Raw genomic sequence first — 21,615 nt, 5'->3', positions numbered from 1 at the left:
AAATACTACACTGACTGTGGGGGGCTAGATACCCGATACCTTGGAAATACCGAGGGCTTTTGCAAATGAGCCCACAACAGTCAAAACACGCAGGCCAGGCTCGATCGCCAATGCTAAACAACCTACGTCTCCAACCTCCCCAGGCTACTTGCTTAGTAACACCGTGAGGAGGCCGACGCCATGCAACTCCGAAAAAAAACACTATTAATTATCGGTGCAGCTCTGATCAGCCTGATTGTGGTTCTCTATGCCACTGCATCAACCATTTTGCTGCACGATTTTAACAACCTGGAGGCACAGTACGTCCGCCAGGATGTCGCGCGGGCTTTGGATGCCTTAGATGATGACTTGTCGAATTTAGACACCAGCGCTCAAGATTACGCCGAGTGGGATGATACGTACTCTTTTGTCGATACACGGAACCAAGAATTTGTCAAGTCAAATTTTGTAAATTCGACATTTGTTTACTTGAGATTAAACTTATTGGTGCTGCTGGACTCCGACGGTAAGACCATCTTCAGCAAAGGTTTTGACCTGAAATCCAAAACCGAAATCCCAATTCCGGCAAGCTTGCAACAGCACTTGACCGAGGCGCTGATCGAGTCCCAGACAAGTTCTGAGGAGGGGTACCCCGCCAAAACAGGCGTCGTCACCCTGCCAGAAGCCACGCTGCTGATAGCCTCAAAACCGATCGTCAACAGCAACGCTCAAGGCCCGCCGCGGGGGACGCTGATCCTGGCACGCTACCTCGACAACACCGAAATTGGTTTGCTTTCGGAACTGACTCACCTGTCAGTGGATTTTAGATTGCCGAGTTTAGATTTTAAAGTGGGAGCCACGAACTACTCCGGACAAGGTGCTAAGGTGCTGGCTCGCTCCAGGCAGGATTTGGACAATCTCAAACTCAAAATTTCCAACCTCAAATCAGTAGAAATTTTAATCGAGCCGCTCAGCGACAGCGTAGTCGCAGGATACGCCCTGATTCGGGACATCCGGGGCAAGCTAGCGCTGCTGCTGCGAGTAGAAGTAGACCGAGTAATCTCTAGGCAAGGTCAGGCTACCCTAGAACTCTTTACTTTCTCGATATTGGCAGTAGGTTTAATATTTAGCGCGATCGCCATGCTGTTGTTAGAAAACTTAGTCTTGGCGAGATTGGCCGACTTGAGCACTAGCGTCAGCAACATCGCAGCCAACGGCGATCCAGACTTGCGCGTTCAAATAATGCCAGGAGGCGATGAACTCGCCAGCTTGGCCGACACCATCAACCAAATGTTAGAAGCATTGGGCAATTCTCAAGTCGAACGCAAGGAGAGCGAATACCGCTATCGGTTGATCGCCGAAAACTCAACCGACATGATTACCAGACACGACCCCAAAGGCGTGTTTATCTACGTCTCGCCCGCCAGCCACGCTTTGCTGGGATACGAACCTTCGGAACTGATTGGGCGCCTTCCCAACGATTATTTTCACCCCGACGATTTAGAAACCGTCGCCAAAGCTCACTCGAAAGTCCTGGCGCTGCCAGTTACTTACACCGTCAGCTACCGCATCCGCCACAAAGACGGCAAATACATTTGGTTTGAAACCACCAGCCGCACGATCCGCGATCCCGAAACCGGTGGAGTGCAAGAAATTATCGGCGTTTCGCGCGACATTAGCGTACGCAAGCAAACAGAACAAGAACTGCGAGAAAGCGAAGCTGCAATTAAAGCTTTGTACCAAGTGACTTCTGCTCCCCGTACAGACCCGCAGGGCCGCCTTTCTACCTTTGATTTGCGCCTCGAAGAACTGCTGGCAATGGGATGCCGGCATTTAGGCCTTTCCGTGGGAATTTTGTCGCACATTCAAGGCGACAACTATCAAATAATTGCTGTTGAATGTCCCGATGAGTCGATCGTCAAATCACAAATCTACGATCTGGAAAAAACCTTTTGCGTAGCTACAGCAATGGCAAAAGAACCGATGTACTTTGAGTCGGTGAGGTTTTCGGGTTTGTGTTTCAATACTCCCAATCCTGCCTTCAACATCGAAGCTTACATGGGCACTGCCGTCACGGTGGCAGGTGAAGTTTACGGCACTCTATGCTTCTTTGCTCCGACTCCTCTGACAGAACCGTTCCGAGCTGTAGATAGAGAGTTGGTGAAACTGATGGCTCAGTGGGTGGGCAGCGAACTAGAACGCCAGCAAACAGGCGTAGATTTGGCAAAAGCTCGCGACGAAGCACTGGCAGCTACGAAAGCCAAAAGCGAATTTTTAGCCACCATGAGCCACGAAATTCGCACTCCGATGAATGGAGTCATCGGCATGACAGGTTTGCTGCTGGATACCCACTTAAGTCGGGAACAGCGCGATTTTGTAGAAACTATCCGCAGCAGTGGCGATGCTTTGCTGACGCTGATCAACGATATTCTGGATTTCTCGAAAATTGAGTCGGGCAAATTGGACTTGGAGGAACATCCGTTTGACATCCGCACTTGCATTGAGGAATCTCTCGATTTGGTAGCTGCTAAGGCGGCACAAAAAAAACTGGAATTGGGTTACTTGATCGATCGCTCCGTACCACCAACGGCGATCGGTGACAGTGCCCGCTTGAGGCAAATTTTAATCAACTTGCTCAGCAATGCTGTTAAATTTACTGAAAGGGGAGAAGTGGTGGTTTCGGTGACTGCCAAAAAGCTTGCAGTGTCCACGATCGGCGCTCAAGAACTGCCAGCAATTAATGGCGAACCACGAGCAATTCACAAAGTATACGAAATACAATTTGCGGTTAAAGATACTGGTATCGGCATTCCGTGCGATCGCATGGATCGGTTGTTTAAATCTTTCAGCCAGGTTGATTCTTCAACGAGCAGGCAGTACGGCGGTACGGGATTGGGCTTAGCAATTAGCAAGCGTTTAGCCGAAATGATGGGCGGCAGGATGTGGGTGCAAAGTATGGGTTGTCTGGCTGGCAATCCTCCGGGAGATTTTAAAGTGGCAGTTTTTGAGATCGCAGGTGAAGAATCTTGCGAAATTGCCGAAAAATATGGCTCTAGCAAATCTTTACTCAGCAGCGAGCCGATCGACCAAAATCCCAAATCCGCAGGCTCTACTTTTTATTTCAGCACGATCGTTTCAGGCTGCAACAGTTCCTTACCAGTTAATTTGAGCACTACTCAACCTGAATTAACTGGGAAGCGAGTCTTAATTGTCGATGACAATGCAACCAACCGCCAAATTTTGACTCTCCAAGCTCAGTCTTGGGGAATGGTGCCTAGGGCTTCAGCTTCGGCTCGTTTGGCTTTAGATTGGATCGCGGCTAAAGAGGTGTTTGACTTGGCAATTTTGGATATGCAAATGCCACAAATGGACGGGTTGGCTTTAGCTGCGGAAATTCGCCTGTATCCCGAGTGCCAAAAGTTGCCGTTAGTGATGCTAACTTCGATCGGCAGACAAGAAATTAACACCCCTACGATTGAGGTGGATTTTGCTGCCTTTTTGAACAAGCCGATCAAACAATCTCAGCTTTACAATGTTTTAATCAATATTTTTGGGAAACAGACTGCTGAAATTAGAGTGCAGCGAACCAGCGGGCCTTTATTGCAAAGCATACCCGTGCTGGCCGAGAATTTGCCGCTGCGGATTCTGTTGGCTGACGATCATTTGGTGAATCAGAAGGTGGCTTTGCAAATTTTGCAGCGGATGGGGTATCGGGCGGATGTGGCAGGAAATGGTATCGAAGTGCTCGAAGCTTTGCACCGCCAGCCTTACGATGTTGTGCTGATGGACGTGCAAATGCCGGAAATGGACGGTTTGGAAGCTACCCGTCGCATCCGGGAGGGATTTTCAGCGGCTTTGAACTTAGAAAATGCCAGGGAAGAATCAGAAGTTTCAATAAGTGAGGAGGAATTTAACAATGGAAAATCCCAAATCGAAAATCCCGAATTTAGTGATGAGCAATCTAACAATCCAAAATCCAAAATCCCCAATCCCGAATTTAGTGATGAGCAATCTAACAATCCAAAATCCAAAATGCAAAATCTAAAATGGACGAGGCCTTGGATTGTGGCGATGACGGCAAATGCGATGCAGGGCGATCGCGAAGAGTGCATGGCTGCGGGGATGGACGACTATTTGAGTAAGCCGATCGCCATTGAGGAGTTGGTGCGAGCTTTGAGCGCGTGTAAATCTCGCTCAAATGGGGAATTCGATTGCCCGCAGCCGATTTTTTGTGTGAGCTCGCAGATTGAACCGACAGTAGGAACAAGTGAATTAGAAGTGCGATCCTCTTCGAGGGCTGCGCTAACGAATGCTGCTGTTGGGGAAAATCAACAAGTGACTATGCCCAATTCGTCCTCCGCCGTCAGGTGGGGTGCATCAAATGTCGATCGGGCTTTGTCACAAAACGGCGATTGTCTGAGTGCCAAGATTATAGAGGGACTGCGAGATGTCGAAGCTTTGGAAGAGGCGATCGACCTTTACCTCGAAACAGCCCCCGAACTGCTGCAAGGCATCTCCGTGGCTCTGTGCAACGCCGATCCGCTAGCTTTGCGGCGAACTGCTCACTCCTTGAAATCAATTAGCGGTACTCTCGGTGCTTTTCACTTGTTTGAGTTGTGCGAGGAACTCGAAATCATGGGCCGGATGGGGACAGAGGCAAATAAGCCTTTATCTGGGATGGAATCCGGGCTTTTAGAACAGGTTGAGGCCGAGTATCAAAGAGTCGAAACGGCCTTGAAAATAGAACGGGAATACAGCTAGACAGTCACAGAATAATAATTAACCTGAATCGGGCAAATCCACGCGATAAACATGATGAGGTACGTTGTTGTGCTTCAGCCCTCTTATACCATTTTTTAAAAGTTATGACAGACTTTAGCAAAAAGGGAAAGTCGATAAATTGCAATCTTTTGTCGTCCTCGAACTCTATCGGATATTTGAAAAATGCTATTATACAAGCTGTCAGTCATACCTCATCTCTTTGAGAAAAGCTATAATTGCTTTGACGGTAAAGTTCGATGGAATAACCTTGAACTATGGCTGTTTCTACGATGTCTAGTTTGTGAAATAAGGTTTTTCGATTAGCAATGGCAACTCTATATTTCCACACACTAATCCTGCACAATTCCACTGCCGCAGATACTCACAAACTTCAGAAATAATCGCATTTGCTGCATCTAAATCTTGTGCTTGAGAAGCATGATAGTGCGCTCTGATTAAGGGCTGAATATCCTCGATATCTTGCCATTCCGATTCCGGCTTGAGGGGAATGCTGATATAATAATTATAAGCTTGGCTGTGCGCTGTACGGACATTTTCGGAATTTTGATTTAAGAGATGCTCGCCCTTTTCTTGAATTAGCGGATGCAACTGATAGGATTTGAGATGGCGATCGTAATATAGCAATTGCCTGCGTTTGAGTGCTTGAATAATATTTTCTTTAAGTTCATATTTGCTAACTTCTGGCATTTGAGCGCTAATTCCTGCAAAAGATAGCGGATATTCTGAGGTTTGATAGACGGAAATTCGGCTGAGACAAGTTTGTTCGCCGTCGCCCAGACGCGCTATCATTTCATCGATCGCACTTTCAATATCTCGAATCAGCAACCAGTCTCTATTGTGTAAAAAATGCCCGACATTTCCTTGAAACTCCGTATCATCTCGAATTAAGGCTGCGACGAGTTGTAAGGCTTTGGGATGTCCAGAATAGCGATCGCCCATTTCCGCTAATTCTTCTGGATTTGCAGTCAGATTAAAAGATTGCAACAGGGAAATTGCGCTATCTCGATCCAATCCGTTGAGCTGGATTTCGCGGGTGACTGTGGGCGGCAATTCGGCTAGGCTTTCGCGACTGGTGAAGATGATTTTGCTTTGATGTTCTGTTTCTAATAGTTGTTTGAATAACCAAGCATATTCTGCACAATCTTCGGCGAAATAACCAGCGGCTTTGGCTTCTCCTGTTTTCAAAAGTGTGTCGGCGCGATCGAATACGAGCAAGCAAGGTTTTTCTCTGAGGATTTTGAGCAGATTTTCGGTTTTTTTGCCGCAGTCATTTTCAGCGTTGGTGGTGGCGGTAATCTCGCCGTTGGAGAGGGTGAATAGCAGGGAGTCAATTGTGCGATCGCAGGGGGGTGCTTTGCCTGTTGCGGATTGCAAGGATTGCCAAGCGGCGCAGGTGAAGGGGGTATTTTCTGTGTGGAGTTGGCGAATTAGTTGGCTGATGAGGGTGGTTTTTCCGATTCCCGGTAATCCGACTATTGAGATGGCGGTGATATCTGAGTTAACGATAGTAGTTTTTAAGATTTCGAGTTCTTTGGTGCGCTGTACCCAATTTCTGACGGGGGGTAAGTTTTCGGGGAGGGGGAAAGTGCGATCGGTTTGGTTGTCTAGGGGGATATCTGCGATCGCGGCTAATAGTAATTCTGGTTCATGAATTTCTCGCGCAACAATGTCTTGCCAGTTTTTCACACCTACAGCTTTGCAAATGTGTATAAAAGTCTCTCGTCTAATTGGTTGCTGCGTCCAAAATCGCTTTAAAGTTGCTTTTGAAGTGAGAGCAGCCTGACACCAGAGTTCATCTGCTTTATTCCATTCGAGGTTGCGTCGCACCATATCAATGATTTTCAATCCTTCTTCGGATGCTCTGAGCAAACCAGCCATTGCTATTTACACATTACTATTTTTCCTTGATGCAATTTTACCATATTTGGTGAGCCAAATGAGCCAAATGAGCCGAATGAGCCTTTTTTGTTGAGCCAAATGGTGAGCCGTTGAGCCGGGACAGAGCAGGGATTATGGATTATTGTCATAAGATGAGCTTGGCTTGAGGCTACAGATCGGGGTGAAGCCAAGATGAGCAAGCATTTGCCTCGCAGTTAGGTATCGGTTTTGAAATTCTTGGGTAAAAAGTTGTTATTTATACTGTTTCCCCTGTAAAGGATGAGTGAAAGACCGATCCAATTTACTTATCAGCTTTTTCATCAATAGCTTAGTTCATTATTGATATTCAGAAGGAGTTAGAATCATGGCACAGGCTAGTTTTGGAGAAATCAACTTTAATACCTGGGGAAATAACGGTTTTCAGTCACGACCGATCGAGCCTAACCAGAATACTTATGTAATTACTCATGGATGGAATAATACTGGTGGTAACGCAAAGAATAATTTTACGCCTGCTGACTGGGTAGCAGAAAAAGCTCAAGTCATCCGAGAACTAGATCCTAACGCAAATATTGTCGTGACGGATTGGGAAAGTGGTGCTAAACTAGGAATCGATATTTTTGGTATCAATGTAGATTACTTCGGTGCGGCAAAAAACACGAAAGAAGCTGGTGAAAAACTTGCTGAGTATCTGAAAGAAAAGGGTGTTAACCCTAACAAAACTGAACTAATAGGTCACAGTTTAGGGGGTCATGTGGCTGGTTCTGCTGGAGCTAAGTATCGAGAACTTACAGGTAATCAGATAAATCTTATCACAGGTTTAGATGCTGCTGGGGCTGGATTTGATGGAAAAATGCCCACAGATCGCCTAGACCCTACTGATGCTAAGCAAGTGAATGCGTTCCATACCAGTAAATTAGGATACCAAGATCCCATAGGAACTAGAGATTTCTTTTTTAATAAAAATTCATTTACACAACCAGGAGAAACCCCTCTTGCTGGTAGTCATGGCTCTGCTCACAAAGAGGACACATTCTTTAGAAAGGGAGGATCTTATACTCTAAAGGATGGGACGAGATTGGATTCAAATCGGTTACGTTCTCCAGGAACAGGCAATATAGATGTTGATACTACCAACCCAAATTTCACAGGTTCAACCACTGGTACTTTTGGAGGTGGCAGCAATAAATTTAGTTTAGGTATACCTGAATTTGTAAGTTTTGTGCAGTTTGACGGAACTCCGTTTACTACACCAACAAATATGCTTTTTAAGCTTGGAAAACTTACTTATAAGAATGGAGTAAATGCCGAAAATTCACCCAGATCGATAGATACCACTCTTAATATTAATCTTTCGATAACCCAACCAGAAAATAGTCCCCAGACATTTAATTATGCAATCAAAAATCAAGCAACAAATAACACAACTGGGGATGCGGTTCTGGATGCAGATCGCCTAACTTTTTCAGGTGCGGGTTTATCCGAAGAGAGGATTAAGGTTATAAATGCTAAATATACCCTTGATCTATATGGGTTTGCTTCAAATGGAGAACCTGTAGGACAGTTTGATGCACCGGAGAATAGCACAGCTACCGCTGATTTATTTGGTAAAATCGTACCAGTGACTATTTTTACTCAGGATCAAGAGACGCTGCGTCAATTTAGCAATGATATTAAAGAGGCTGTTAAGGGCTTTAGAAACACAATTGCTGATGCACAAAATGGAATTTTGAGAGATCTAGTTTACCCATTGGCAGGGGCTGTAGTAGATGTTCTAATAGGTGCTCCAAGAACAATAAGAAGTGCTAGCCAAGTTAATCCCCCAACAGATACGGGAACTACATTTCAGATTACTCAAGCAATAATGGCTGAAAATCCGGGGGGTGTGCTAGGTTCTGATAATAATGAAAAAATCTTAGGATCGCCCGTAACTGATGTAGTATTCGCAGCCAGAGGTGCTGATACTATCGAAGGGGCTATCGGCAATGATTACCTGCGAGGCGGAAAAGGAAGCGATCGCATTTTAGGCGATGATGGCAATGATATTCTCAACGGCAACGAAGGTGATGATTTCATCTCAGGAGGTGCTGGCAATGATTTAGTGCGGGGTGGACAAAACAATGATGAAATTTTTGGCAATGACGGAGACGATATTTTAATCGGTGAGAAGGGAACAGATCGGCTAACTGGTGGTAGCGGGACAGATGTTTTTATCTTGAGAACAGATACAGGTACAGAAGAAACTAATGCGGCGGCGGCTGATTGGATACTTGACTTCAATGCAAGTGAAGGCGATCTAATTGGCATCAATGGAGGCGTACCCATAGACATTCTCAGCTTCACCCCTACTGATGTCAATCAAGATGGGACTTTAGACACCATTATTCAGTACACGGAAAACAACGACATTATAGGTGTCTATACAAATATCTTTGGCGTAGCTATTAACACGCCACCAGATATTGTGAAAAATTCCTTGTTTACGATACCGCTGAACGACCCAATTACCCAGATAGGATGATGCTCTGGGAAATTCGCCCAAGAGTTTCGTCATCACAATATTAATCAGTGCGATCGCCCTTACGACAAAAAGTGCGATCGCCCTTAACACAAAAAGTGCGATCGCCCTTAAAAACAATCCCCAATACCCACACTTCCCCACAACCACCTTCCTTAAATCCCAACCCTCTCATAGACCTTGAATCATGATTAAACTAAAATTCAAGATATTAGGAATACTAGCCCTAATCAGTGCAATTGGCATAGATTGTACCAGTCTAGTAAAACCAGCCACTGCACAAACCGCCGCATCTCTAGCCTACCATCTCAAACAAGCAGGCGCTAAGCTATATGGCGCTTCTTGGTGTCCTTACACTCGAAGACAGGCGCAATTGTTCGGAGATTCCTTCAGCCAAGTTCAATACATTGAATGCTACCCCAATGGTAGAAATGGTGAATTTAATTCGCAGTGCCAAAGAGCCAGAGTTTTTACCTATCCTACATGGGTAATTGGTGCTCGCACGAATGAGAGTATGATGTCTATTGAACAACTAGCCAACTTTTCTAACTACGGTACACCTTCAAACACCAACGACAAAGTAAAAATATGTGACTATAAAGCCGACCTGATTTTCTATGAAAGAAATCCTCAAATGTTGGGTCGGAAAATTTCTAGTTCTCAATCTAGTTTAGCTAATGAATGGTCAGGAATTAGAAGGAATATTCGGGGATGTCAGTAACGCACTAAAGCCCTAGAATAAATATTCTAGGGTTTATGCGCTCCGACAAAGAAACCGGGTTTTTACCGAATCTGTTGGCTGCGGCGAAGTATTTTCGCAAAAACCCGGTTTCTGGGCACTATGCGTGAGTCATAATACAGATAAATCGCGTTTTTATCCATCATCATCCATCCCGTTTATCTGCGCTTGCTAAAAAGTGCGATCGCCCTTCATCCATGATAGGATTAAGTCAAATTAGTCAAAGCTAACTCGCATAAATGACAGACGAAACTCGACGAGAAATAGCGAGACGACTAGCTAGAGAACTAGCATCAAGGACAGTCATCTCACCCATAACAGCCGGACAAGGCTTTCAAACATTTGGTGAATTTAAAAGAACGATGGGGGTGGCAGGATCGGGGTTAGCGTGGCATCATATAGTTGGGCAAACAACATCAAATTTACAGAGATTCGGGGCTCAAGCAATACACAATACAGGCAATCTCGTCCGACTCGAACACGGTACTGGGTCAATTCATCAGGAAATTACCAATTTCTACAACTCCCTCCAACCTGAACTCACAGGTACGATCACTCTAACCGTGAGAGGATGGCTCAGCACTCAATCTTTTGCAGAACAACAAGACTTTGGCATTAGAGTTATTATAGCTTTCGGAGGAACAGTTTAATGCTGACTCTAGATATCCAATCAATCCTCAATTCTATTCCCAATGAAATTAGCTGGCAAGATATCGTACAGTTTGAAAAGCTAGACGATCGTGTTGCCATTGCTAATGACCTTTATGCTAACATTATTGGTGTCAATGAAAGTACGATCGAATGGTGTCCTAATGAAGATTCTCCCGATCGTTTAGAACAACTGGTGTGGTGGTGGGTTGTGCGTCCCGATTTAGGAGCGGCGATTGCCAAAGAATCTCCTCAAGAATTCAAAAATATTATCAGTCAATACATTTTGCAATCTTGACAAAAACCAGCGCTCGTCTGTGGTTCAAAAAAATGCGATCGCCCTTAACGACAAAAAGTGCGATCGCCCTTTCGACAAAAAGCCTTAGAATAAGTAATAGCTCCTCCACTTTGAGGGTTTTACCAGTGACAACCATCACCATTGAAGTTCCCGACGATCTCTCAGAGCAACTCGCACTCTTGGGCGAACAACTGCCAGAACTCTTGCGCCTGTGCGTCGAGCAACCAGTATTGCCCTCCCGCACCTACCGCTATATTTTAAACTTTCTTGCCAGCGCGCCCACAGCAGAAGAAATCGCAGCCTTCCGCCCCACTCCTGAGATGCAAGAACGCCTGCGGATATTGGTAACACGCAGCAAAGCCGGTGAACTGACTTCCCCAGAACAACTAGAACTAGATGAATACGAGCGGATTGAACATCTAGTAATCATGCTCAAAATGGGCAACCTACCTTATCTCACTCGCCAATCTTGATTTGTGACTTATATTTCTGCCACCCTTCGCCGATATATTGAAGAACGCGCTTCCTACCGCTGCGAGTATTGTCTGCTGGGAATTTCTTTGAGTTTCTTCCCTCACGAAATTGACCACATAATTGCAGTGAAGCACGGAGGTACAACTGATGCGGATAATCTCGCCTTGGCTTGCTGGCGGTGCAACCGATATAAAGGGACAGATCTCGGTTCTTTCGATCCCCAGACTAGCGCTTTTAGTTTCCTCTTCAACCCCCGGACGCAGAACTGGCCCGAACACTTTACATTGGATGATGATGCCCTGATTATTGGGTTAACTCCAGAAGGGCGCACAACTGTCAATTTGCTACAGCTTAACAGCGATGAGCGACTGGCCGAACGCAGGCGATTCCCTTCGGGATAGCTTCGCTTCACGCTCTCTAGTTCATAATAGGGCGATCGATACGCACTACGACTAAAGAAACCGGGTTTTTACCGAATCTGTTGGCTGCGGCGAAGTATTTTCGCAAAAACCCGGTTTCTGGGCCCTATGTGTTAGTTAGTAAATAAACTCGGCTCTACATGAAACAAACTACCCAGAATCAACGCCTGCTCTTTGCTGAAATATCCCTCACCGTTAACCAATTGATATACTCCTTCTTCAGAGCCAATAATTCCCACTAAATCCGCAGGTTTTAGCGATCGCTGTTCCATCAAAAACAACAACAGTGAACGACGTGTAGCCGTTGCTCCCGGTGCGTAGTATTCTTGCTCAAATTTTTCAATCAATGCAATCAACAACTCATATAACTCATCTTCTTCAGGAGTGCGATCGCGACGGTGCATCAACTCTTCCACCATCACCAAAGCTTTTTCATTCTCAGCTTCATTTCTAATTATTTTTGGCTGATACTGAGACAATAACTCTTTGTATTTATCTGGATTAAAAATAAGGGTCATTTTTCCATTTTTCCTTATCATATTCAGCATGAGTAAAAATGTATTTGATATAAATTAACTGGCTTTCATAATCGATACTAACTATCAATCGGTAGTTGTTCCCTTTGATATTGAAAACCGTAAAACCTCCCACGGCTTCAGCTTTAGGGAAAACAGATTGCACTTCAACTAAATTTGACCATTTAGCTTTGTTAGCAATTTTAAACCAGTTATCCAGGGCTTCCAGACAATCAGCATGACTTTCGCTATATTCACGCATCTGCCGGTAGCTGATTATGTGCATATGTTATAGGCAATTTCAACTAAACTTTATCTTAGCTAAGCTAATTTTTTTTGTCAAGTATGCGCGAAATGAGGTAGCTTATTCCCATTGTTCCAGTTCCTCGAATGGTAGCGGTTCAAAAAAAGCATCACCGAGTTTTCCCGTCAGTAAACCAGGGGTGCGCGGCTGTGGCTGTTCTCGTCCTAATCCAAGGCGAAAATAGTGAATCAAGTCATAGATTTCTGCGAGTTTGTCTTCGGGGATGTCTTGTAATTCTTGAACGATCTTCTCAATTAGCATAAATCAAACTCTCCAATAGTTGCTGGTTAATCGATCGCACTACAAGAGTTGCGGTCTTGTCTATTATGGCTCATCGTATAATGACACAAGTTGGCTACGGGCTACGGCGATCGCCCTTTACGACAAAAAGTGCGATCGCCCGCCAATAAATCTGCCACAAATTCACCGAATCAAACTTCTCCAATTTCCGGTGCGATTTCTGCATCTACCTCTTCAAAATTCACCTTATTATAGATATCTGCCACAGAAATTTCAAAGGATACTGAAGCAAGCGCGATCGACTCATCCGATTCATTGTACTCAGCAAACGACCATCGCTTATTATCCGTCTTAGAAAAATGTTCGATATATTTCCGATTTTGATCCAGCAACAAATATTCCTCAACCGTGGGAATCGTGCGGTATCCCTCAAACTTTTTGCCGCGATCGTATCCTTTAGTTGACTCTGACAAAACCTCAATAATAACTCTGGGATTAGTAATCATATCCGTGCGGTTATTATAATATTCCGGCTTGCCACATACTACCATCACATCGGGATAGGTATAGATGCGCCTCTTGGGCATCCACAAGCGGACATCACTCATGAAAACTTCATAATCTTCAGTCTTGAAAGCAAAATTTAACGCCGCGTAGAAATTGCCAGCAATCCGATTGTGATTTGTAGAGCCACCGGCTATAGGAAATATTTCACCGTCAATATATTCGCTTTTGCACTCAGCAGCCTCCTCTAGTGCTAGATATTCCTCGGTCGAGTAGTATCGCTGTTCGGTAAGTTGCATAGTTCGATCGCAGATCATTTAACTAATACTTTTGTTTAGTATAACATTTTTCTGGAAACTCTACTACTTCTAAAATATTTTCAAAAATGAACATTCCATTCCTCTAAAAGGCGATCGATATTTTTTTTCGGGCGAAGCGGGTTAATGATTCCTGTTCACCAAAATCCTGTAGGGGCGGGTTCACAAACCAAATTTAAAATTGACAGACTATCTCTATAAACCCGCCCTAAACAGACGAATAATCTTCATTAACCGAGAGTGGAATTAGCGCATTTAAATCGCAGAAAAATGATGTCGGTCGAGGTTATTTGTTGGGCAGGGCTGGTTTATTGTTTTTGTCTGTTAGCGGCACAGATGGTTGGTGAGTTCGCCCCTAAAATAATTGTGGAAAATCAAATAAAAATGATGTCGGTCGAGGTTATTTGTCGGGCGGGGCGGGTTTATTTATTCTATCAATTAATGGTACATATGGTTGGTGAAACCCGCTCCTACGGTATCTTTTGGCAACACGATCGCTTATTTTCTAGTTACTAAAACCCAATCATCGGCTGTTTTGACAACCTCAGCATTCTTCAAACCTAGATGTTTTAAAACAGGTTTCTCTAACAAAAAATAAGGTTGAGGAAGAGTTTGCCATTTCTGTTGTAGCGTCGGGCTGTCGGCGACAATAACTTGTCTCTCGCTATAAAAATTCAGCGACGGACGAGGTAATTTATGAGATGTAAAGACTTGCTGGCCGGCTGGGGTTCCTTGGCGGACAATTTCGGCGATCGGCTTCACTGGATAATCCTCCGCGAGTTCCCAAACCCAGTTATCGGAAGCGACAAATACTAACAGCGTAACGTAAGTTCCCCAAATTAAAACTAACAGAAACTGTCGGTCTTTGCGGTGGAGCAATACGGCGGCTTGCGCCATTGTCAAAGCTACAAACATCAGCATTAACTGCAAATCGCCCTGGGGGGACACAATTTGTCCGCCCAGCCGTATCCAGCCACTGAAGTACGCGCAGCCGACGACACCAACTACGGCTATTACTACCAAAATTGCCGGATGAGGCAACAGAGATATAGCATTAAAATATTCTTCTGTTTCATCTTTTGCGGATTCTTCCGGGACTGACATTTGTTCCCAAACTTCAGCGAGATAGCTACCAACTGCCAAAGCAAAAGCTGGATAAACTGGCAAAACATACCAAGGTAATTTGGTATTCATCACAGAAATAGCCAGCAGATATACTCCCGTCCAAACTAATACTAATTTTGCACCGGGAAAATTGCGATTTTCCCAACTCAAGCGCAGCCCTTGCAGCCAAAATAACTGCCACGGCCATGCTGATTCTAAAATTTCTAACAGATAATACCAGGGCGGGCCTTTGTGATTGCCTACGGGTTCCCAAATGCGCCGGAAAGATTGGTTAAATAAATTAGCGTTGATGAAATCTTGGCCGTAGTGCAGCCATTGGGCAAAATACCAAGCAGCTACTGGCAAAGTTCCGATCGCCAATCCGCCCCAAAGATACCCAGAAGTTAGCAGTCGCGGGGTATCCCAAACCAGGAAAACAAAGCCGATCGCGCACAGTAGCAGCCCCAACATCACGCCTTTAGTCAAGCAAATGAGTCCGAAGCCAATCCCCGCGCCCAAAGCGTAGCGCAAGTCGCGGCGCGATCGCAGCAAACACCACATCGATGCCAGCAAAAAACACAAAACTGCTCCGTCTAACATCGCCAAACGTCCGTGCCGCAGTACCGGAAGCAGCGTCAGATAAACGAGAGCCGAAAAAATGGCGATCGAGCGTCTGGGAAACAACTCCCTGCCAATGGCGTAAAGAAGTGGCACAGAAGAAGCTGTCAGCATTGCCGGTACCAACCTCGCCGTCAATTCGCTGACACCACCGACGCGAAAACACAGCCCGATCAGCCAGTGTACCAGCGGCGGCTTGTTTAAATAAGGCATAGAGCCGATCGTCGGATACAGCCAATTTAAATTACCGCGCCAAATTTCGCGGCTTACCTGGGCTGCAATCCCTTCATCCCAATCCCGCAACGCCACGCCGCCCAGATTCAGCGCGAAAATCAGCACCGCAGCCAACAGAAAAGCCAGCATCCACAGTTTGTCTGTCAAGCTGTCATTGAAGCGAGTTTTCGGTTTGCGGCTTAGGAATCGAAAGATTTCTGACATAACTTAAGAGAGTTTTTAGCGTCCCAAAGAGAAGGTAAACTTATACAGCAGTTATTTGCGATCGGGGCAATACCATGAACTTACCTGTAATCATAGATATTATAATTGGCTTAGTGTTTATCTACCTGACTTTAAGCTTGCTAGCTTCCGAAATTCAGGAACTGATTGCTACTGTTTTGCAGTGGCGGGCGGAACATTTAAAGAAGTCGATCGAGGTGCTGATTTCTGGAGGCAGCGAAGCCACCAAAGATCCGCTGCAATTGCAGCGAGTCGGACTGTTGGCAAATTCAATTTATGCCAATCCGATTATCAAGGATTTGAATCAAGGAGCGAAAGGTCTTCTATCACAGGGATTTCGTTCGTTTACCCACCGCATGGGAGATTTATACCGCCGAATGACTGGTACTAAGAATGTTTTTGGCAATAAATCAACAGGGCCGTCTTATATTCCAGCCGATAGTTTTGCTGCGAGTCTTTTGGATACTTTAAAAATTTCTCCTTTGGTGGAATCGCTGTCTAAAAGCAGACTGGAAAGATTTAAAGATTTACAGTTGGCACAAATTCAAGTGATTGGAGAGGGTCTGAATCTGCCGGAGTCTACTAAACCAATTATTGAGCAAGAATTTGGCTGGCTGACTGCGGAGTTCAATCGAGTTGTTGAAGATTATAAAAACGATTTGGGAAGTTTGAACAACAGTTTGGATCGAATGTCGGAAAAGTTGGGATTTTATATTAATGATTCTCAGGTTTATCTGCCCGAAACCGAGCAGGGAGGAAGAGAATTTCAGAGACAGATGGCTTTTATTAAGGCGAGTTTTGATAGTGAGTTTGAGCGGGCGGCGTTGCGGGCGCAACTGCAACCGAGTTTGAGCAATTTGTTAAATACCGTGAGGAAAGTTAGGAAAACTCAGGATACGGTAGCACAAATTATGGATGAGAAAGAGGAGAGTCCGATTTACAAACAAATTCAAGAAACCTTGGACAGTATGCCAGAATCTTTGAAACGCAGCCTTTATATTTTGGCGCAGCGCGCTGAAACAGGCGGTGGAGATACTCAAGAGCAGTTGCAGCGGTTTCAGAAAGAAATTGAAGGTTGGTTCGATCGATCGATGGAGCGTGCTTCGGGGGTTTACAAGCGGAATTCTAGAGGGGTGGCGATTTTGCTCGGAACTACGATCGCCCTGGCTGCTAACGCTGATAGCATTAATATTGTTAATCGGTTGTCGAAGGATTCGATGTTGCGATCGACTGTTAATTTGTACGCTAAGCAATTGGTGGAAAAAAATGCTAACACAAAATTGGATAATTTAACCAATCTCACAAAAGTTCAAAATCAGGTCGATCGAGCTTTGGATAATGTAGCTCTACCTTTTGGCTGGAGCGAACCGAACAGGTTAGAACTAGACGCCCAGGGGAATGTATTGTTGCCGGCTTTGATGGCAAAATTGTTTGGTTGGATGTTGAGTGGCGTAGCGATTTCTATGGGAGCTGGTTTTTGGTTCGAGGCGCTCAACAAGATTATTAATATTCGGAATGCGGGAAAGAAACCGCCCTCTACTACAGACTCGTGAACGGTGGTGTTGTCGGGCCGGAGGCAACTTTGACATTAAATATAAGGTACTTCATAAGGTACGTAGTTGCGCTTGGGCGCTCTTATATATTGAAAGAGCGCTGAAGCGCAACTACGTAATTAAGGTATGTAGTTGCGCTTGGGCGCTCTTATATATTGAAAGAGCGCTGAAGCGCAACTACGTACCTAACTTGCGAGCGAGCATTTGAGGTTTGAGATGTTAGATGGGGTCGATCGATCGCAATCGGGGGTTTTGAGGACACTTTGTTGAAGCGGTCACCTACAGGATACTGGATCTATCGGTAATTACTGACCGATCGCCAATTGGGGAAAATACAGAAAATATAAATTCCGTGCGATCGCGGATGGCAGCACCAGAGAAATAGGCGAAACTGATAGATGAGTGCAATAGCCGCGAGCCAAACCAACCTAGTTCCTGCCTGTTTCCAACGCTCTGACTCCAAGGGTACATCTACCAGCCAACACCCTTTTGGAGGAAGGAATATGTTCACTTCTTTGACGGAAACCAATCCCGCCTCGGAATACCAAAATCCCGGATCCAGAAGTTTTGCATTTAATGACTCCAGCATCAATGACGGCGGATATTTTGTCTCTGGGATTTTCGCGACGCTTGCAGTAATTTTAGTCAAGTCTATGTCTGACGGGATCCAGCAAGTTATCTCGGCACTTCAAAAATATGCCTCTATCCTGATTAGAGAGATTGACAAAGTTTGCACAATTTTTGGCGGCAGTTCAGATTGCCTCGAACCAGATGACAGCCAATTGCTAAAATGGCACAGTTCCCTGAGTGACAAAAACGGACTGGGTTCGTGTTATGCCGATCGAGATAGCGACACACTCAGCAACGGCCGCGCGCGCGATCGGTTGTTTGCTAAGGAGAGTGCTGTAATTGAGGGTGTGGAGCGTGAAACACGGTGATTGGCCACAATGGAATTGTCATTAGCCGCCTGACGGGGCGCGAGGATGCGATCTGACTGAATCTGCGATCGATCGTATCAACTCCCGTTGAATAATTCTCATAGCCTTTGTAGTGTAGTGACGGCCCAACTCCGCAAAGTTCCTGTGCCCGCGCGCAAACAACTTAAGTGCGATCGATTAATCGGCACTTAATCTCAGACTGTTTTGATGCTTAGTAAATGCCACCAAACCTACTTGGTATCAGTATTCTGGTGTCTCAAAAATCTAGCCAGCCACGCAGCCTATCTCGTACAATTTTAGATTTTCAAAGTGGGGATGACTGAGGTCGCTCTTCAGTTGACAGTTGACAGTTGACAGTTGACAGTTGACAGCTTGCCCGAAAAGCCGGTCGTTGGGTTGAGGGCGACCTCTACCGGGAAGTCCGAGGATTGGAGTAATGAATAGTCTTCTTTTAATTACTCCCGGGACTCCGGCTTTCAACCAATTCTTTCTGGTAATTTCGATCGCGCCTAAAGTTGCATTCTTTGTTTTAATTGGCTGAATTATTCAAAATGTATTATATAATTCATTTTAAAATTTGACCTAATACAGGTATGGACACGACTAAACCGTGTCTATCTACGCAAATTATCTGAGTAAAATCAACAATAGTAAATCTAATTTAGAGGGGTTACTCAGTAAGTAATTACCGTTGCACCCATTTTTTAATGCCTATAATTATCGGTATTTGCAGCCAATAATGCTGAAAAAGTCCGGCTTCAAAAAAGCTGGATTTTTTTGAATATGCGCCACATATTTGTTAGATATTTCAACAATTCTCACCAAAAAATTGAGTAACTACAAGCGGAAGTAAGTACAATCCGGAAAATAAAACATTTAAATAATTGATTAGTAAATGTTGCACTATTTTCAAAATAGGTGTTAATATGAATTCAAATAAGACTGATAAGAACACTCCTGGGCTGTATCTACCAATAACGCCCTTAATGGAGTATCACAAATGAGTTCTACATTCGCTCAAACTAACTCACAATCTTCTTTGGAAAAATTGCACCCACGTTCCTTAGTATTCATTGATTCCGGGGTGGAAGATTACGAGTCAATTGCAGCGGGAGTGCTACCTGGGCAGCAGGTAGTAATCCTCGATAGCACCAAAAATGGCATCCAACAAATTACGTCTGAAATTGAAAACTACGCCTCTACCAACGGGGCGATCGACTCGGTACACATTATTTCTCACGGCAGTTCTGGCAGCCTGCAACTCGGTAATACCGCTCTGGGTTCAGATAACATCGATCAATACAAAAGCCAGTTGGAAAAGTGGCAGACTTCACTAGCTCCAGAAGCCGACATCATGCTGTACGGTTGCGATGTAGCAGCAGGTACAGGCGCTAATTTCGTTGACAAGTTAAGCCAATTAACGGGGGCTGACGTTGCCGCATCGACCAACATTACTGGTAAAGACGGCGACTGGAATTTAGAATTTTCTAAGGGTCAAATTGAATCGGACTTAGCCTTGAACTCCGATGTGATGGCAAATTACCAAGGTGATTTAGCTACTATCGTCGTCACGAGTAATAGCGATAGCGGAGCAGGTTCCTTGAGAGCTGCGATCGCCTCCGCTGTTGCCGGGGACACAATTACCTTCGCTCCTGGTCTAGCTGGTCAAACCATCGCCCTTACCAGCGGTCAAATCGATATTCCCGTTGGCAAAAACCTCACCATTGACGGCGCCGGTGCAGCGGGTTTAACCATCAGCGGTAACAACTCATCCCGTGCCTTTTTTGTCAATGCAAACGTTGTGACTGCGACGAATTTTGCGGTCAAAAATCTCACTCTTGCCAACGGTAAAACGACTGGGACAGGTGGGGCGATCGGCACAACGGACGAAGTAAGGCTCACAGTAGACAACGTTCAGTTTAATAACAACGTTGCCGATAAAGGTGGTGGGGCAATTTTCGGCAATTTCAACAATACCCTGACTGTATCGAACAGTAAATTCACTGGCAACATCGCGACGGGGGGTAATGACGAACGCGGTGCAGGTGCGATCGGCTTTTTGAGCTCCAAAGCTTTTACTGTCACCAACAGCGACTTCACCAACAACAAGGGAATTAACGGTGGGGCAATTAACAGCCTTCAGGGCAAGTTAACAATTGACAATTCGCGATTCATCGGCAACGACACCAGCGCAGCCTCTTACGCAACAGGTCAAGGTAATCCTGGTTTAAGGGGTAACGGTGGCGCTATTTACACAGACAGAGCCAGCGGTCTAAATGAAGCTTCCGGCACAATCAAGATTACCAATAGCGTATTTCAGAACAATAAAGGTCGAGGTGAAGGAGGTGCAGCTTATCTGTTCACGGGCAGCCAAGACAATGTAATTTTGGAAAACACCACCTTCCAAAATAACGAAGTTATGGCGCTAACAGGCAGTCCCGGCGGTGGAAATCCTGGAAACGGTGGTGCGGTAACGGTTTTGAGCGACAGCACCAACCAGGGATTGACTATTACCAACACTAGCTTTGCTGGCAACAAAGCCAACAATCAAGGTGGTGGCCTGTGGATGCGAAATGCCCCTGCTACGATTACTAACAGCACGTTTTCTGGCAACTCCACCGCGTTTGCTGCTGGTGATTTCAACAAACTGGGCGGTGCCATGACTCTTGGTGCACGCACAACTATTGTCAACACGACGATCGCCGATAATAGTGCCGGTTGGGTTGGTGGAGGTATCTTCGCCGATGCCAATAATGTCACCCTCAAAAACACGGTTCTTTCCAACAATACAGCGGCTAACGGAGGAAACCCTTGGGGAATTCAGCAACACGTCACCGCCCAATATAGCGATCAAGGAGGGAATTTTCAGTGGCCGCCCAAAAACCCCAATGACGGCAGCGATGTCAATGCTACGGCAAGTGTGACTCTCGCAGATCCCAAACTCGGCCCCCTGCAAAACATCAACGGCGCTTTCGTAAGGCCTCTGCTATTAGGAAGTCCAGCAATTGATAAAGGGGTTGCAAGTGGCGCACCGGCTTTGGATCAACGCGGCGTGACTCGCCCTCAAGATGGCGATACTATTCCAGGGGCGATCGTTGACAGCGGCTCTTTTGAATACACCAATGGAGTCGTGCCAACTCCAACTCCCACACCAACTCCGGCGCCGACTCCGACACCCGCGCCGACTCCCACTCCCACACCAACTCCGGCGCCGACACCAACGCCCGCGCCAACTCCCACTCCCACACCAACTCCGGCGCCGACACCAACACCCGCGCCGACTCCCACTCCCACACCAACTCCGGCGCCGACACCAACACCCGCGCCGACT

General features: G+C 45.5%; 17 protein-coding genes. 10 read left to right on the top strand and 7 right to left on the bottom strand.

Translation table 11 applies throughout. From position 1 onward, the window contains the following. Positions 1–180: 180 nt before the first annotated feature. Entirely contained in the window at positions 181–4,740 is a 4,560-nt protein-coding gene (locus tag JGK14_RS09645; RefSeq protein WP_293196916.1) for a response regulator, read from the top strand. 294 nt (positions 4,741–5,034) lie between these two features. On the opposite strand, the gene JGK14_RS09640 is transcribed toward JGK14_RS09645, so the two are convergent. Beyond that, positions 5,035–6,639 (bottom strand): NB-ARC domain-containing protein, encoded by a 1,605-nt coding sequence (locus tag JGK14_RS09640; RefSeq protein WP_325315008.1) that lies wholly within the window; start codon positions 6,637–6,639, stop codon positions 5,035–5,037. A 364-nt stretch (positions 6,640–7,003) separates the two neighbouring features. Between JGK14_RS09640 and JGK14_RS09635 the strand changes: the two genes are divergently transcribed. Beyond that, complete coding sequence (locus JGK14_RS09635; RefSeq protein ID WP_293324402.1) at positions 7,004–9,160, top strand: choice-of-anchor K domain-containing protein; 2,157 nt, start codon at positions 7,004–7,006, stop codon at positions 9,158–9,160. A 40-nt stretch (positions 9,161–9,200) separates the two neighbouring features. Here JGK14_RS09635 and JGK14_RS09630 read toward each other — a convergent pair whose 3' ends face one another. Beyond that, entirely contained in the window at positions 9,201–9,332 is a 132-nt protein-coding gene (locus tag JGK14_RS09630; RefSeq protein ID WP_293324399.1) for a hypothetical protein, read from the bottom strand. Positions 9,333–9,344: 12 nt separating this feature from the next. Here JGK14_RS09630 and JGK14_RS09625 point away from each other — a divergent pair, with 12 nt between their 5' ends. The 5 genes from JGK14_RS09625 (at position 9,345) to JGK14_RS09605 (ending at position 11,717) form a co-directional block, all read left to right on the top strand. Further along, positions 9,345–9,878 (top strand): hypothetical protein, encoded by a 534-nt coding sequence (locus JGK14_RS09625; protein ID WP_293196912.1) that lies wholly within the window; start codon positions 9,345–9,347, stop codon positions 9,876–9,878. A 257-nt stretch (positions 9,879–10,135) separates the two neighbouring features. Beyond that, positions 10,136–10,546, top strand: a complete 411-nt coding sequence (locus JGK14_RS09620; protein ID WP_293313093.1) for a hypothetical protein — start codon at positions 10,136–10,138, stop codon at positions 10,544–10,546. Then, positions 10,546–10,842 carry a hypothetical protein gene (locus tag JGK14_RS09615; RefSeq protein ID WP_325315007.1) on the top strand — a complete coding sequence of 99 codons (297 nt, stop codon included), beginning with the start codon at positions 10,546–10,548 and terminating at the stop codon, positions 10,840–10,842. The genes JGK14_RS09620 and JGK14_RS09615 overlap by 1 nt, the downstream gene beginning before the upstream one ends. Continuing rightward, positions 10,839–11,315, top strand: a complete 477-nt coding sequence (locus JGK14_RS09610; protein WP_293179076.1) for a hypothetical protein — start codon at positions 10,839–10,841, stop codon at positions 11,313–11,315. Before JGK14_RS09615 ends, JGK14_RS09610 begins: the two co-directional genes overlap by 4 nt. A 3-nt stretch (positions 11,316–11,318) precedes the next feature. Continuing rightward, positions 11,319–11,717, top strand: coding sequence for an HNH endonuclease (locus JGK14_RS09605; protein WP_293179079.1), 399 nt, complete (start codon positions 11,319–11,321; stop codon positions 11,715–11,717). Positions 11,718–11,848: 131 nt separating this feature from the next. Here the strand turns inward: JGK14_RS09605 and JGK14_RS09600 are convergent, their stop codons facing one another. The 5 genes from JGK14_RS09600 to JGK14_RS09580 form a co-directional block, all read right to left on the bottom strand. Continuing rightward, a complete protein-coding gene (locus JGK14_RS09600; protein ID WP_293179086.1) occupies positions 11,849–12,253 on the bottom strand; it encodes a helix-turn-helix domain-containing protein in 405 nt (134 codons plus the stop codon). Continuing rightward, positions 12,237–12,512 carry a type II toxin-antitoxin system HigB family toxin gene (locus JGK14_RS09595; protein ID WP_293211741.1) on the bottom strand — a complete coding sequence of 92 codons (276 nt, stop codon included), beginning with the start codon at positions 12,510–12,512 and terminating at the stop codon, positions 12,237–12,239. The genes JGK14_RS09600 and JGK14_RS09595 overlap by 17 nt, the downstream gene beginning before the upstream one ends. A gap of 102 nt (positions 12,513–12,614) precedes the next feature. Next, on the bottom strand, positions 12,615–12,815 hold the full coding sequence (locus JGK14_RS09590) for a hypothetical protein (RefSeq protein ID WP_106148181.1): 201 nt from the start codon (positions 12,813–12,815) through the stop codon (positions 12,615–12,617). A gap of 170 nt (positions 12,816–12,985) precedes the next feature. Then, positions 12,986–13,597, bottom strand: a complete 612-nt coding sequence (locus JGK14_RS09585; RefSeq protein WP_293179094.1) for a Uma2 family endonuclease — start codon at positions 13,595–13,597, stop codon at positions 12,986–12,988. Between the two features lie 516 nt (positions 13,598–14,113). Continuing rightward, positions 14,114–15,775 carry an ArnT family glycosyltransferase gene (locus tag JGK14_RS09580; RefSeq protein ID WP_325315006.1) on the bottom strand — a complete coding sequence of 554 codons (1,662 nt, stop codon included), beginning with the start codon at positions 15,773–15,775 and terminating at the stop codon, positions 14,114–14,116. A 74-nt stretch (positions 15,776–15,849) separates the two neighbouring features. Between JGK14_RS09580 and JGK14_RS09575 the strand changes: the two genes are divergently transcribed. The 3 genes from JGK14_RS09575 to JGK14_RS09565 all read left to right on the top strand — a co-directional run. Beyond that, positions 15,850–17,346 carry a hypothetical protein gene (locus tag JGK14_RS09575; RefSeq protein ID WP_293211733.1) on the top strand — a complete coding sequence of 499 codons (1,497 nt, stop codon included), beginning with the start codon at positions 15,850–15,852 and terminating at the stop codon, positions 17,344–17,346. A 398-nt stretch (positions 17,347–17,744) separates the two neighbouring features. Then, positions 17,745–18,284: a hypothetical protein gene (locus JGK14_RS09570; protein ID WP_325315005.1), complete on the top strand. Its 540-nt coding sequence runs from the start codon at positions 17,745–17,747 to the stop codon at positions 18,282–18,284. A gap of 1,000 nt (positions 18,285–19,284) precedes the next feature. Next, positions 19,285–21,615, top strand: a 2,331-nt coding sequence (locus JGK14_RS09565; protein ID WP_325315004.1) for a DUF4347 domain-containing protein, incomplete at its 3' end; no start/stop codon positions are given.

Source organism: Microcoleus sp. PH2017_28_MFU_U_A (assembly GCF_020738035.1).
Lineage (GTDB): Bacteria > Cyanobacteriota > Cyanobacteriia > Cyanobacteriales > Microcoleaceae > Microcoleus.
This window is presented reverse-complemented; position numbering and strand designations above follow the sequence as displayed.